This window comes from Actinomycetota bacterium, assembly GCA_018830725.1.
GTDB lineage: Bacteria > Actinomycetota > Humimicrobiia > JAHJRV01 > JAHJRV01 > JAHJRV01.
This window is the reverse complement of the sequence record JAHJRV010000006.1, coordinates 1-15,416: the sequence shown is the minus strand read 5'-3', so window position 1 is coordinate 15,416 and position 15,416 is coordinate 1. Positions and strand designations below refer to the sequence as shown.

Here is a 15,416-nt window from a genome sequence, read left to right as displayed (position 1 = left end):
TCTACATCAAGACCTCTTGAACTTAGACAATATGTTATTGCTGAAGTTAAGGTTGTTTTACCATGATCTACATGACCTATAGTTCCAACATTGATATGTGGTTTTGTTCTCTCAAATTTCTTTTTAGCCATATATTTCCCCTTTTGTTAGATAATTATTTTAGTTAAAATTTAATATCTTTTTTATAAACCTTTAATTGATTTTATAATTTCTTTTGCCATTTTTTTTGGAATCTGTTTATACATTAAGAATTCCATAGTGAAGTTTGCTCTTCCCTGCGTTTTAGATCTCAAATCTGTTGCATATCCAAACATCTCCCCTAAAGGAACTTGAGCTGTAACAACCTTTAACCCCATTCTGTCACTTAAATCAGTTATATTCGCTCGCTTTGCATTTAAATCTCCAATCACATCACCTAAATACCGTTCTGGAAAAACAACCTCTAATTTCATTATTGGTTCAAGTAGTATTGGTCCTGCATTTTCATACGCTTTCTTAAAAGCAATAGCGCCAGCTATTTTAAATGCCAGATTTGTTGAATCCACTTCATGATATGATCCATCAATTAATGTAACTATTACATCAACTACAGGATATCCCACTAGTTGACCACTTTCCATTGCTTCTCTTATTCCTTTCTCAACATATGAGATAAACTCTCGTGGTATTTTTCCGCTTTTTATTTTACTTTTAAATAAAAATTCGTATCCCCTTTGATTTGGTTCGATTCTTAATTTAACATGTCCATACTGACCCTTTCCACCACTTTGCTTTATGAATCTTCCTTCTGAAACCGATTCTAAGGTTATAGTTTCTTTATAGGCAACCTGAGGATTACCCACATTTGCTTCAACTCCAAATTCTCTAAGTAATCTATCAATAATAATCTCCAAATGTAGCTCGCCCATTCCTGATATTATTGTTTGGCCAGAGTCCTGATCTATATTTACTTTAAAAGTCGGATCTTCATTGACCAATTTGTTAAGAGACAGCGAAAGCTTCTCCTGATCCATTTTTGTTTTTGGTTCAACAGCAACTGATATAACCGGTTCAGGAAATCTTATTGATTCCAATACTATTGGGAAATTCTCATCACATAATGTATCACCTGTTGTTGAATCTTTTAGTCCAATAACTGCAGCAATATCACCAGTGGCAACTGTCTTTAGGTCCTCTCTTTCCTTAGCATGCATTCTAACAATTCTTCCTATTCTTTCCAGCTTTTCTGAATTTGAATTTAATACCATGTCTCCTACATTTAATTTTCCTGAATATACTCTAAAATAGGAAAGATTTCCCATATACGGATCATTCTGTACTTTAAAAATAAACGCTGTGAAAGGTTCACTGTCAAGAGGTAATCGAGATTCACGCTCATTATTTTTTGGATTCTTTCCCCAAACCTCTTTTACTTCCTTTGGTGAAGGAAGATAATTAGCAATTGCATCAAGTAATGGTTGAATACCTTTATTTTTAAGTGCAGCACCACATAAAACGGGTACTATTTCTCCCTTTATTGTGAACTCTCTAATAACCTTTTGAATTAAGATTGATGAAATATCTTCATCCTCAAGATATTTAGCCATTAAATTATCATCCAGTTCTACTAATGTTTCTAAAAGTTCTTGCCTTTTTTTAATCGATAAGGGAACCAATTCTGAAGGAATATCCAATATTTCCCAATCTTTCCCTGTTTTATCTCTATAAACTATCGCTTTCATATTTATCAAATCCACTACACCTTTGAATTTATTCTCTTCTCCTATTGGTACTTGTAAACATAAAGGATTTGCAAACAATCTTTTTCTAATCATATCAACTACATGAAAAAAGTCCGCTCCAGTCTTATCCATCTTATTCACAAAAGCAATCCTTGGTATTTTATATTTATTAGCTTGATTCCAAACAGTTTCCGATTGAGGTTCTACTCCAGCAACAGAGTCAAATATTGCAATTGCTCCATCTAGCACTCTTAAAGACCTCTCAACTTCAACAGTAAAGTCCACGTGTCCGGGAGTGTCTATAATATTGACTTGATAATCATTCCAATAGCATGTAGTTGCAGCAGCTTGAATAGTTATTCCTCTCTCCTGCTCCTGTTCCATCCAATCCATAACAGCTGTACCTTCATCAACTTCTCCAATCTTATAGGTTTTCTCTGTATAATAGAGAATCCTCTCAGTAGTTGTGGTTTTACCAGCATCAATATGAGCTATTATTCCTATATTTCGAGCTTTTTCTAAGGGAAATTGCTCCATCTTTATCGACCTTTTTTTTAGTAATTTAATATCTTTACGCATACCTTAAAATTTTTTAAGTTAATTTTTTATTTTTTATAATTACCACCTGTAGTGAGCAAATGCTTTATTTGCTTCTGCCATTTTATGCACATTTTCTCTCTTCTTTACAGATGCTCCAATTTTATTTGCTGCATCTAATATCTCACCCGCAAGTTTTGATGCCATACCCTTTTCCTTGCGCTGTTTTGCAAAATTTATTATCCACCTAAATGATAGAGATTCTGCTCTATAATAACGAACTTCTATAGGAATTTGATAAGTAGCTCCACCAACTCTTCTTGATCTAACTTCAAGTAAAGGTCTTACATTTTCCAATGCTTTAGTAAATACCTCAATTGGATCTTTTTTAGTTCTCTCTTTGATTATATCTAAACTATCATAAACTATTTTTTCTGCAACAGTTTTTTTACCTTTTAACATAACGTTGTTAATAAGTCTAGTTACAAGTTCACTTCTATATTTATAGTCTGGTACTATTGTTCTTTTTTTTGCTACACCTCTTCTTGACATAACTCCTCCTGTTTTATCCCTCAGGAGCCTTGGCTCCATATTTGGATCTTGCTTTTTTTCTACCCTCAACTCCAGCAGTGTCAAGAATATTTCTTACTATCTTATACCTTATTCCTGGAAGATCCTTAACACGTCCACCTCTAATTAAAACAATAGAGTGTTCTTGAAGATTATGTCCTTCTCCTGGGATATAAGCTGTTACCTCCATCCCATTTGTTAATCTTACTCTTGCTACTTTACGCAAAGCTGAGTTAGGTTTTTTTGGTGTCATTGTCCAAACTCTAGTGCAAACTCCTCTTTTTTGAGGATTTCCTTGTAGTGCTGGATTTTTCTTCTTAGCTTTAATTCTCTTTCTTTTTCTTTTAACTAGTTGATTTATGGTTGGCAAACTTTAAATGCCTCCTTACTTAACATATAAAATTTATATTAACTATATTAAAGTTTAAATTTTTACTAAATTCAATCGTATTTTAAAATTTATTTTTTGTTTTTTTAACAATTTAATATTAAACTAAAATTAAATCCTTTTAAATACAAAAAGAGATAATAACATCCATTTCTTTTGTTGTCAACTAAAAAATAACTAATTGTCATTTAAAATTTAAAAATGGACACCTAAATTAATAAAAGTATAATAAATTTTTTATTCAGTATCTTCTTCACCTATTTCAGATAATTCTCCACCTATTTCAGATAACAATAATAGCTCCTCCTGTTGATACTCCTCTGGATAATTTATTTCAATTTTCCTGTACTCCTTCATACCAGTTCCAGCTGGAATCAATTTACCTATTATTACATTCTCTTTTATTCCTAAAAGTGGATCAACACTATAATTTAGTGAAGCATCTGTAAGAACCTTCGTGGTTTCCTGAAACGATGCAGCTGATAAGAAACTATCCGTAGCTAATGCAGCTTTGGTTATTCCCATTAATGTCTGTCTGGCAGTAGCTGGTTTCTTCCTTTTGGATTTTATATCTTCGTTTATCTTTTGAAAAGCTATTTTATTTACTAACTGACCTGGCAAAAAATTAGTATCTCCTGGCTCTATTATAGCAACTTTTTTAAACATTTGCCTTACTATTATTTCTATTTGTTTATCATGTATATCAACACCCTGTGATTTATAAACATTTTGAACCTCATTTATAAGGTACGTTTGTGTATCTTTCACGCCCTGTACTTTTAAGATATCATGAGGATTTCTGGAACCATCAGTTAATTGTTGTCCCGCAATAACATCATCTCCCATGTTGACGAGTATTCTGGATCTGGGTGATACCGTATAGGAAAATTCTTTTCCTTTTTTATCAGTTACTATAACCTTAGTATATTTATCAGTTTCTTTTATTTCAACCTTTCCACTGGTTTCTGAAATTATTGCCTGTCCTTTAGGTTTCCTCGCTTCAAAAAGCTCAACAACTTTAGGAAGACCAGCAGTTATATCCATAGCTTCATAGGCTTTCTCATGTTTACGAATATATTTCTTCCTCTTCGCAGTTTGTATTACCTTTGCAATAATCTCGCCTTTTTTAACATTTTTCTTCGTTGTTATTTCTAATTTCTCTCCTCTATGCATCATTACATCAACCAACTTTTTGTCATCCATCTCTACCTGTAACATGAATCTATGAGTAAGATGATCTATATTCTTAGAAAAGAATTCTTTACCTTCCTTCTCTCTCTTATTTCTCTCTTCATTTAAAGCTTTTTTGGTCATTTTGAGCTTCTTCAAAACTGTAGAAGGAATTATTAACTCACCATCAACCGGAACTCTTATCGGTTTCTGAATATATGTACTCGCTACACCTCCTGTATGAAAAGTACGCATAGTAAGCTGTGTTCCTGGCTCTCCAATAGACTGAGCGGCAATTATTCCAACAGCTTCACCTATTTCAACCAACTTTCCAGTAGCCATATCCTCACCGTAACACATTTTACAGATGCCGTGTTCAACTTTACAATTTAATACTGACCTAACTGTTAACATCTCTATATTAGCCTTTATTAATCTATTAACATGTTCTGATTTAATCACCTTACCAGATTTTATAATTATCTCTCCAGTTGAAGAATCAGCTACAGTCTTTGCACAAATCCTACTCAACAAGCTCGGATTTGGTTCACCCTCTAAGGTGAGAACATATATATCTTTACCTTCCTTGGTACCACAGTCATGCTCTCTAACTATAACATCCTGGGATACATCTACTAATCTTCTTGTTAGGTATCCTGAGTCAGCTGTACGAAGAGCGGTATCTGCTAAACCTTGTCTTGCGCCATGTGTTGAAAGGAAATATTCAAGAACTGATAGACCCTCTCTAAAATTTGATTTGATAGGTCTATCAATTATCTCTCCTCTAGCATCTGCAACAAGACCTCTCATACCTGCTAATTGTCTTAGCTGCTTTACATTCCCTCTAGCTCCTGAATTAGCCATCATATAAATTGGATTAAATTTTCCAAAATTTCTCTCCATTTCCTCACCAATCTCCTCTGTAGTTGTTGACCATAATTGAACAACTCTTTGTAGTCTCTCTTCATCTGCTAAAAAGCCTTCTTTAAAACTTGTGTTTATTTTTTTAATAGTTTCTTCGCTCTCCTTTAAAATTTCTGCTTTCTTTTCTGGAATTTTAATGTCGTCTATTCCAATAGTTATTCCCTCTTCAGTAGCATGTGTAAAACCAAGCTTCTTCATCCCATCCAAAATCTTTGAGGCTAACTCACTTGAATAGGTATTTATTATCTCTGTAACAATTGTTGATAATTGCTTCTTATCTATTGGAGAATCTATATAGGGATAATCTTCAGGTAATATAGAATTAAATATTGCTCTTCCCAATGTTGTTTTTCTTACTTTTTCTCTAAATTGAAGTCGTATTGGGGCTTGAAGAGATAATTTTCCAAACTCATATGCAAGCAATGCTTCATCCAGACCATAATAAACTTTACCCTCTCCAGCTTGACCTTCTTGTTGAGATGTTAAATGGTATATTCCTAAAACCATATCCTGGCTTGGTGTTACAAGTGGTTTACCCGCTGCTGGGGAAAGAAGATTATTACTTGATATCATAAGAATTCTTGATTCAGCTTGAGCCGCCTGAGAAAGGGGAATATGAACAGCCATTTGGTCACCATCAAAATCTGCATTAAAAGCAGTACATACAAGAGGATGTATCTGAATTGCTTTTCCTTCTACAAGTATAGGTAAAAATGCTTGCACTCCCAAACGATGTAGTGTTGGAGCTCTATTAAGTAGCACTGGATGATCTTCTACCACTTTTTCAAGTACATCCCAAACAATTGGCTTTCCTCTTTCCACCATTCTTTTAGCACTTTTTATATTTTGACTGTGTCCTAAATCAACAAGCATCCTCATTATAAAAGGTTTAAAAAGCTCTAAAGCCATCAGCTTCGGAATTCCACACTGATTTATCTTCAATTTTGGGTTAACTACAATTACAGAACGGCCGGAGTAATCAACTCTCCTACCTAATAGATTTTGACGAAATCTACCTTGCTTTCCTTTGAGCATATCTGAAAGAGATTTCAAGGCACGATTTCCGGGACCTGTTACTGGTCTACCTCTCCTTCCATTGTCAAAAAGTGCATCAACAGACTCTTGTAACATTCTTTTTTCATTATTAACTATAACCTCTGGGGCTCCCAGATCTAAAAGCTTTTTTAATCTATTATTTCTATTTATAACCCTTCGATATAGATCATTAAGATCTGATGTTGCAAATCTCCCGCCATCTAACTGAACCATCGGTCTTAAATCGGGTGGTATAACAGGTATCGCTTCCATTACGATATCTTGAGGGCGATTGTCTGTGTTATCAAATGCAGCTACCACTTTTAATCTTTTGATAGCGCGAGTTTTCTTTTGCCCTCTCGCCTTTTTAAGTATCTTTCTAAGTTCCTCAGTTTCTGCATGACAATCCAATTTGACAAGCATCTCTTTTATTGCTTCAGCCCCCATACCACCGGTAAAATATTCTGCATACATGAGCTTCATTTCTCGGAAAACTCTTTCATCATCGATGAGTTGTTTTTCCTCTAACTTCATAAATTCTTTATAAGCTTGTTTTGCTATTTCAATTTGGTCTTGTGTATATTGATAATCCTCTTTAATATCTTTATCTATCTCACTTTTTAGCTTTAAATATTCTTCCTTTTCTTCATCAGTTAATTTTTCCTGATCATCTAATTGATCAGGAAATCTATCAGTTATTATTGATAATAAATCTTCCACTCTCTCTTTGTGTTCCTCTTTCAACTGATTTGTTCTCACATCTATAATATTTTCAATTTCTTCCTTTTCTAAAACTCTTCTATCTTTATCAATTGAAGTAACTATGTATGAGGCGAAATAGATTACCTTATCCAGATCTTTAGGTGATATATCCAATAAATAACCCAATCTTGATGGAATACCTTTAAAAAACCATATATGTACTACTGGCGATGCAAGTTCTATATGACCCATTCTTTCTCTTCTAACTTTTGACCTGGTTACCTCAACTCCACATCTTTCACAAATTATTCCCTTAAATCTTATTCTTTTATACTTACCGCAGTAACACTCCCAATCTTTTGAAGGTCCAAAGATCTTTTCACAGAAAAGTCCATCTTTTTCTGGTTTAAGAGTACGATAATTTATAGTTTCAGGCTTTTTTATCTCTCCATTTGACCATGACCTAATCTGTTCTGGAGATGCTATTCCAATTCTAATTGCGTCAAAAAGATTAACATCTAACAAAAAACTTACCCCCTAATTTTTAGAAAGTTTTGTGTCCTCTAATATCTCTATAATTTCTTTCTCTTCTCTCTATAAACTTATACCTAATTCTTCAATGGTTTTATACATATCTTCACCAGTATCTATTAACTCTAACTTTTCTCCCTTCTCAGATAGAATTTCAACATTTAATCCTAAACTTTTAATCTCTTTAACAAGTACTTTAAAAGATTCTGGTATATTGGGAGCTTCAATCGACTCCCCTTTAACAATTGCTTCATATGCTTTTACTCTTCCAAAAACATCATCAGATTTTATTGTTAACATTTCTTGAAGAGTATAAGCTGCTCCATAAGCATCAAGAGCCCACACTTCCATCTCACCAAATCTCTGTCCACCAAATTGAGCTTTACCTCCAAGTGGTTGTTGGGTTACTAAAGAATAGGGTCCTGTTGACCTTGCATGAATTTTATCATCTACTAAATGGTGTAATTTCATTATATACATATAACCAACTGTAATTGGCTGTTTAAATCTTTTTCCAGTTCTTCCACCATACAACCAGGTTTTTCCACTTGTTGGTAATCCTGCTTTTTTGAGCGCTTTTCTTATTTCATTTTCATTAGCACTTTCAAAAATAGGAGTTGATATGTAAACAGACCCATCATCACTTCTTTTTACACCATCATCATCCCATCCTACTTTTGCAGCCCATCCTAAATGGGTTTCTAATATCTGTCCAACATTCATTCTTGAAGGAACACCCAATGGATTTAAAACAACATCTACAGAGGTTCCGTCTTCCATGTAAGGCATATCCTCTTCAGGAAGTATTATTGAAATTACGCCCTTATTTCCATGCCTTCCTGATAACTTGTCCCCGACTGATACTTTCCTTTTTTTTGCAATATAAACTCTAACCAATTTGTCTACGCCTGGAGCAAGTTCGTGTCCCTCTTCCCTTGAAAAAGATTTCACGTCCATTACTTTACCAGACTCTCCATGTGGAACTGTTAAAGAAGTATCTCTTACTTCCTTTGCCTTCTCTCCAAATATGGCACGGAGTAACTTTTCTTCTGCTGTCAATTCTGTTTCACCTTTGGGTGTCACCTTCCCAACTAGAATATCACCTGCTTTGACCTCAGCCCCAATTCTAATTATTCCTCTTTCATCTAAATCTTTTAATGTTTCTTCACTAACATTTGGTATGTCTCTGGTAATTTCCTCATCACCCAATTTGGTAGTTCTTGCTTCAATCTCATGCTTCTCTATATGAATTGATGAAAGAATATCCTCTTTCACTAACCTTTCACTGATAATAATTGCATCCTCAAAGTTATAACCCTCCCAAGGTAAAAATGCTACCAACAAATTTTTCCCTAATGCCAGTTCTCCATCACTTATTGCTGGTCCATCGACTATGATCTCGTTCTTTTTTACTTTATTTCCAGCATAAACTAAAGGCTTTTGATTTACACAAGTTCCTTGATTTGATCTTCTAAATTTATGTAATTTATGTCTTATTGAACCTAAATTCTTGTAATCTATCTCTATGTAATCTGCACATACTTTGGTTACAGTTCCATTCTCTTTAGCTAATATGACATCACCTGAATCAATTACTGCTTTATGTTCCATACCAGTTCCTATCAATGGTGCTTCGGTTTTAATTAATGGTACTGCCTGCCTTTGCATATTTGAACCCATAAGTGCACGTGGTGCATCATCATGCTCTAAAAATGGAATCAACGAGGTAGAAATAGAAAATATCTGTCTTGGTGATATGTCTATATAATCTACTTTATTAGAAACAACTGTATCTACCTCACCTCTTCTCCTCACTACAACTTCTTTCCCTTTAATCTTTCCTTTCTTATTTACGGGAATATTATATTGAGCAATCACATGTTCTTCCTCTTCGTCAGCATCAATATATTCTATTTCATCTGTTATGATACTTTTTTCAACTTTCCTATATGGTGTTTGTATAAATCCCATATCACTTATCTTTGCATAAGTCGCTAAGGAGCCAATAAGACCTACATTTGGACCTTCAGGAGTTTCTATTGGACACATCCTACCATAATGAGATGAATGAACATCTCTAACCTCAAATCCTGCTCTCTCTCTACTTAAACCACCTGGTCCTACAGCCGTCAATCTCCTTTTATGTGTTAATTCAGCTAAAGGATTTGTTTGATCCAAAAATTGAGATAGCTGACTGCTGCCATAGAACTGCCTTAATATAGCAACCATAGGTCTTATATTAATCAGTGATTGGGGTGTTACAACATTTACATCTTGAGTCGTCATTCTATCCTTAACAACTTTCTCAATTCTTGAGAAACCTATTCTTAACTGGTTTTGAATTAGCTCACCAACTGTTCTTACCCTACGATTGCCAAAATGATCTATATCATCGATTTCCCCTAATCCCTGATTTAACTGAATCATATATCTAACTATTGCTAAAATATCTTCCTCTGACAGAGTGGTTTTTTCTAAAGGTATATCTAATTGTAATTTCTTATTCAACTTATATCTACCTACTCTTCCCAGGTCATATCTTTTTGGTTTATAGAATAAGTTATCAATAAGAGCTTCGGCACTATCCAAAGTTGGTGGTTCCCCAGGTCTCTGTTTTTTATAAACTTCTATTAATGCTTCTTCACGCGACTCTGCTGTATCTACTTCTAATGTTTTATCTATTACTTCTGAATGTTTGAACAATTCTTTAAGTTTTTCATTGTCTCCAAATCCGAGTGCCTTTAAAAATGTGGTTATAGGTAGCTTCCTTTTTCTATCAATTCTCATAAATAAAGCATTCTTCTTACTAAAGATCATTTCTAACCATGCTCCTCTACTCGGGATAAGTTTACAATTAAATAGAGTTTCATCTGTTTCTCTATCTACCTCCCTATCAAAGTAAACACCTGGAGATCTAACAAGCTGACTAACAACTACCCTCTCAGTTCCATTAATAATAAAGGTTCCCTTCCTAGTCATAAGTGGTAAATCTCCTAAAAATACTGGTTGTTCTTTTATTTCACCAGTTTCCTTGTTCTTCAGTCTTGCAAGAACCCATAGAGGTGCACAATAAGTAATATCTATCTCTTTACAAATATCTTCATTGAATTTTATATCTATATTCTTATTACAGTTTGGGCATTTTTGATAAACTTCGCTGGATGTTTTTTTTGTTTTCTTATCCATTTCATGAAGATGATAATCACCAAATTCAAGTTGAAGTGTTTTTGTAAAATCCTCGATAGGAGATATATCATCAAGTACCTCTTTTATTCCATGTTTTAATAATTCCTCAAATGACTTCTTCTGAATATCAATAAGATTTGGTGTATCCATGATCTCTTTAGCACTGGAATAATTGTATCTTTCTATTTTTTTGTAGCGTTTTTTAGACAAAAAAAATCACTCCTCTTTGTTTTAAAAGGAATAATTTAGTAGAATTAATATTTAGTAGAATAAATACTTCAAATAATTATTTATATAATAATTATACATTAATATATTAATTAAATAAAGTTTATAAACTTTTATTATATCATTAATATACTAATAAATTCAACTAAAATTTATAAATTTTTTTAAAATTTTTTTAAATATTGAGCTTTTCTATTTCAATTAATGTCTATATATTGCGTGAATTATACATATGAAGTATAAAATACACAATTTTAATATATTGTAATATTAATATTGATAATTACTTAATCTCAATAGTAGCGCCAACTTCCTCCAGCTTCTTCTTCGCATTTGCAGCATCATCTTTACTAACATCCTTTAACACTACTTCGGGGGCATTATCTACCAATGATTTTGCTTCTTTTAGACCTAATTTTGTTAAAGCTCTCACCTCTTTTATAACTTGAATCTTCTTTTCTCCCACATTAGCTAATACCACATCAAATTCAATTTTTTCTTCCTCTTCCTTTACTTCTTCTTTAGTGCCAGTAGTAGCTACAGGTGCTGCTGCTACTGTTCCAAATTTCTCCTCTAACATCTTAACAAGTTCTGCTAGCTCCTTTACACTCATATCCTCAACAGCTTTTATAATATCTTTAGTACTAATTTTCTCCTTTTCCGTAATTTTAGTATCAACCTTTTTCTTCTCTGTAGCTTTAGTGCTAACTTTTTTCTCTTTAGTAGCTTTTTCGCTAACTTTTTTCTTTTCTACCATTTTTCCTCCAATTTTTTAGTTTTATTTTTTTTAATTTTAGTCAGAAGCTTTGTGGCATGGTTTCGCAGACATTTCAGTCAAGAAACTTTGCCCAAAGCTTTCAATTTTCTTTAAATTTTTACTTTTTCAGATTTGATTTTTTTCCTTTTTTTGATTCTGCTATCATATTAAGCTGATTTAATAAGCCAACAATAGGATTCTTTAAAACTCTTACAAAATTAATTAATGGATTGGCAATATGTCTTGTTAAACTGGCAATTAATTCTTCTTTTGAAGGTAAATCTGCTAATTGTATAATTTCATCAAATCCAAAGACTTCTCCTTCAACATAACCTGCTTTAATTTTCAGAGTTTTTCCATTTATATTAAAATTTTTTAATATCCTTGCAGGTAAAATAGGTTCAGCGTAACTAAAGGTAGCGCTTGTTTGTCCAACAAGGTAATCATCCAATCCTTCTATTTTCGCTTTCTTTAGTGCTATCTTTGATAGTGTATTTTTTATAATCCTAAATTCTATTTCTGATTCTCGGAATTTACCCCTCAACTCATTCATTTCTTGTACTGAAAATCCACCATAATCTGCTAATATAACACTCTTTGCATTTGAAAATTTCTCAGCAAGTTGTTTAACAATATTTCTTTTTTTAATGTTTATCAAAATTCCTCCATTTATGAATTAATCTTTTTTAAAAAATAAAAAAGACCTTAAGTGCAAAGGTCAATTACAAAGCACCTAAGCAGGAAATATTAAGCACTAAGCACCCACAATCTTTGGTACTATATTAATTATTAATATTTATTATTCTATTTCTTTAACTAGCAGATTCTTTACTTTTGATGTGTCAACAGCTACTGAAGGACCCATGGAAGATGAAAAGTGAATACTTCTTAAATATCTACCTTTAGCTGCTGACGGTTTTACTCTTATTATCTCGTCTATTAACGTTGCATAATTTTCAACTAATTTTTTAACTTCAAATGAGATTTTACCTAATATTAGATGAATAATTCCATATTTATCTGCTTTATATTCAACCTTTCCTTTCTTTGCATCCTGTATTGCTTTACTCACTTCAAATGTCACCGTCCCTGTCTTCGGATTTGGCATTAGACCTCTCGGACCTAAAATCTTTCCTAACCTTCCCACTATACTCATCATATCAGGAGTAGCAATGGTAACATCAAAATCTAAAAATCCTTTTTTAATTTTTTCAGTCAGTTCTTCTCCACCAACAATGTCTGCTCCTGCTTTTTTAGCTTCCGTCACTTTTTCACCTTGAGCAAAAACCAAAATTTTGGGAATTTTTCCTGTTCCATGAGGTAAAATCACGGTCCCTCTAACTTGTTGCTCTGCCTTTTTAGTGTCTATTCCTAATCTTATTACAACTTCAACAGTCTCGTCAAAATTAGCTTTTGAAATGTTTTTTATCAAACTTAACGCTTCCAATGGTGAATATAATTTATCTTTATCTATATTTTCTAAAACCTGTTGATATTTCTTTCCTCTTTTCAAATAGATTCTCCTTAAATTAATTAATCAATTATTTCCAATCCCATATTTTTTGCAGTTCCTTCTATTATCTTCATAGCAGACTCTATGTCAACTGCATTTAAATCCGTCATTTTTAATTCAGCTATTTCTCTAATTTTTCTTCTTGTAACTTTGCCCACTTTCTCTCGATTCGGTTCTTTCGAGCCCTTTTCAATATTTGCTGCTTTTTTCAATAAAATAGCTGCTGGCGGAGTTTTCATAATAAAAGTAAAGGACCTATCTTTGTAAATAGTTATAACAACTGGAATTATCATTCCTTCCTGATCTTTTGTTTTATTATTAAAAGCCTTACAAAATTCCATTATATTAACACCATGTTGTCCTAATGCAGGACCAACTGGTGGAGCTGGATTGGCTTTACCAGCAGGTATTTCCAATTTTATTTTTCCAATAATTGGTTTAGCCATATAATTATCCTTTTTTTAAATCTATCTAAAATTTTAAAATTAATTTTTATTAGTAGATTTGTGGCATGGTTTCGAAGACATTTCACCCTCCCCCTACCCCCTCCCATAAATGGAGGGGAAGAGAGAAACTATGCCCAAATCTTTCAAAGGTTATTTAATTAATTTTTAATGCTAATAACCTTATAGTATGGTTTCGAAGATATTTATTTAATTTTTTTTATATTTTTTCCACTTGGTTAAAATTTAATTCAACTGGGGTTTGTCTACCAAATATTGCTACTAAAACTCTTAATTTTCCTTTATCAATATTTATCTCACTTATTGTTCCATCAAAATTAGCAAATGGGCCTGATTTTACTTTAATTGGTTCACCGATTTCAAAATGGGTACGTGCTCTTGGCTTTTTTACTGCTATTCTTTTTCTTATTTTCATGACCTCTATTGGAGAAAGAGATGTTGGTTTTGAGGCTGATCCCACAAACCCAGTAACTGCTGGGGTATTTCTTACAACATACCAAGAGTCATCATCTAAGATCATTTTTACTAAAATATATCCAGGAAAAATTCTCTTTTTAGTTGCAACTTTCTTCCCATCATCAATTTCTAAAACTTCTTCTTCGGGGATAAGAATCTCAAATATCTTATCCTCCATTTCCATTGACTGTATTCTTTGTTTTAGATTTTCCTTAACTTTTTTCTCATAACCAGCATATGAGTGTATAACATACCATTTTGGTTCCAATTTATCAATCACCTTTTAGAATTTAATTTTTTGTAAAAGTACAATCAACTGTGTAAACAAAAAGTCACATATACCAATAAAAACTACAAATATAAATATAGTAGTTAAAGTTACCATTGTATATATTAAAATAGACTTTCTATTTGGCCAAGAAACTTTCTTTAGTTCAAGCCATACACCTTTAAAATAATTTACAATTTTTAACCAGCTATTTCTGAAGAAATTAATAATTCTTTGTGAGATAGGTAAATTTTTTTTAGATTTCTTCTTAATACTGGCTTTCTTTTTAGGAACTTTTACCTTCTGTTTCTCTTTTATAGTTGCTTTTGTTTCTAATTTTCTTAATTTTTTTGATATTTTTCTTTTCCCCATATATTTACCCTACTATATTTTATAAAATAAGTATTTTAACATAAAAAAAATGAAATTAAATGTATTTTGAAAATTATTTTAAAAATGTGGCAGGGCTGGAGGGACTCGAACCCCCAACACCCGGTTTTGGAGACCGGTGCTCTACCATTGGAGCTACAGCCCTACACTACATAATTAAATTAATATTATCTTGTTTCTTTATGTATTGTGTGTTTCTTACACCACTTACAATATTTTTTTAGCTCCAATCTCTCACGAGTATTAGTCTTATTTTTTTCAGTTGTATAATTTCTACGCTTACATATTGTACAAGCCAGTGTGCTAATCTGTCTCAATTTATCCTCTTTATAATTTTATTAAATAAAATTTATTCAAAAAATAAAAGTACTTATTTTTAATTACTTAACTATATCTGTTACAGTACCAGCTCCAACAGTATGACCACCTTCCCTTATAGCAAATCTTAGGCCCTTCTCCATTGCTATTGGTTGAATCAATTCAACTCTTAACTCAACATTATCTCCAGGCATTACCATCTCGGTTCCTTCTGGAAGAGTTATGACTCCTGTAACATCTGTTGTTCTAAAATAAAAC

At 32.6% G+C, this 15,416-nt stretch carries 14 protein-coding genes and 1 tRNA gene; all 15 read right to left on the bottom strand.

The features are described 5' to 3' along the window. The coding region (tuf, locus tag KKC53_00350) for an elongation factor Tu (protein MBU2597624.1) at nucleotides 1–131 on the bottom strand (131 nt) is incomplete at its 3' end. Nucleotides 132–182: 51 nt separating this feature from the next. Further along, on the bottom strand, nucleotides 183–2,258 hold the full coding sequence (gene fusA, locus KKC53_00345; GenBank protein MBU2597623.1) for an elongation factor G: 2,076 nt from the start codon (nucleotides 2,256–2,258) through the stop codon (nucleotides 183–185). Nucleotides 2,259–2,339: 81 nt separating this feature from the next. Further along, nucleotides 2,340–2,810 (bottom strand): 30S ribosomal protein S7, encoded by a 471-nt coding sequence (gene rpsG / locus KKC53_00340; GenBank protein ID MBU2597622.1) that lies wholly within the window; start codon nucleotides 2,808–2,810, stop codon nucleotides 2,340–2,342. Nucleotides 2,811–2,823: 13 nt separating this feature from the next. Continuing rightward, nucleotides 2,824–3,198 (bottom strand): 30S ribosomal protein S12, encoded by a 375-nt coding sequence (gene rpsL / locus KKC53_00335; GenBank protein MBU2597621.1) that lies wholly within the window; start codon nucleotides 3,196–3,198, stop codon nucleotides 2,824–2,826. Between the two features lie 255 nt (nucleotides 3,199–3,453). Continuing rightward, nucleotides 3,454–7,572 carry a DNA-directed RNA polymerase subunit beta' gene (locus tag KKC53_00330; GenBank protein MBU2597620.1) on the bottom strand — a complete coding sequence of 1,373 codons (4,119 nt, stop codon included), beginning with the start codon at nucleotides 7,570–7,572 and terminating at the stop codon, nucleotides 3,454–3,456. 69 nt (nucleotides 7,573–7,641) lie between these two features. Then, nucleotides 7,642–10,914, bottom strand: a complete 3,273-nt coding sequence (locus KKC53_00325; protein MBU2597619.1) for a DNA-directed RNA polymerase subunit beta — start codon at nucleotides 10,912–10,914, stop codon at nucleotides 7,642–7,644. Nucleotides 10,915–11,275: 361 nt separating this feature from the next. Continuing rightward, a complete protein-coding gene (gene rplL / locus KKC53_00320) occupies nucleotides 11,276–11,749 on the bottom strand; it encodes a 50S ribosomal protein L7/L12 (GenBank protein ID MBU2597618.1) in 474 nt (157 codons plus the stop codon). A 118-nt stretch (nucleotides 11,750–11,867) separates the two neighbouring features. Further along, nucleotides 11,868–12,407: a 50S ribosomal protein L10 gene (rplJ, locus tag KKC53_00315; protein MBU2597617.1), complete on the bottom strand. Its 540-nt coding sequence runs from the start codon at nucleotides 12,405–12,407 to the stop codon at nucleotides 11,868–11,870. Between the two features lie 141 nt (nucleotides 12,408–12,548). After that, the gene (gene rplA / locus KKC53_00310) at nucleotides 12,549–13,268 is read right to left on the bottom strand and encodes a 50S ribosomal protein L1 (GenBank protein ID MBU2597616.1); all 720 of its coding nucleotides are present in this window, start codon (nucleotides 13,266–13,268) and stop codon (nucleotides 12,549–12,551) included. Between the two features lie 14 nt (nucleotides 13,269–13,282). Then, on the bottom strand, nucleotides 13,283–13,708 hold the full coding sequence (gene rplK / locus KKC53_00305; protein ID MBU2597615.1) for a 50S ribosomal protein L11: 426 nt from the start codon (nucleotides 13,706–13,708) through the stop codon (nucleotides 13,283–13,285). A gap of 217 nt (nucleotides 13,709–13,925) precedes the next feature. Next, a complete protein-coding gene (gene nusG / locus KKC53_00300) occupies nucleotides 13,926–14,450 on the bottom strand; it encodes a transcription termination/antitermination protein NusG (GenBank protein MBU2597614.1) in 525 nt (174 codons plus the stop codon). A gap of 15 nt (nucleotides 14,451–14,465) precedes the next feature. Then, nucleotides 14,466–14,822, bottom strand: a complete 357-nt coding sequence (secE, locus tag KKC53_00295) for a preprotein translocase subunit SecE (GenBank protein ID MBU2597613.1) — start codon at nucleotides 14,820–14,822, stop codon at nucleotides 14,466–14,468. 87 nt (nucleotides 14,823–14,909) lie between these two features. Beyond that, nucleotides 14,910–14,985 (bottom strand) — tRNA-Trp (locus KKC53_00290). Between the two features lie 22 nt (nucleotides 14,986–15,007). Then, nucleotides 15,008–15,157, bottom strand: coding sequence for a 50S ribosomal protein L33 (gene rpmG / locus KKC53_00285; protein ID MBU2597612.1), 150 nt, complete (start codon nucleotides 15,155–15,157; stop codon nucleotides 15,008–15,010). Nucleotides 15,158–15,220: 63 nt separating this feature from the next. Beyond that, on the bottom strand, nucleotides 15,221–15,416 hold a 196-nt coding region (locus KKC53_00280), incomplete at its 5' end, for an elongation factor Tu (protein MBU2597611.1).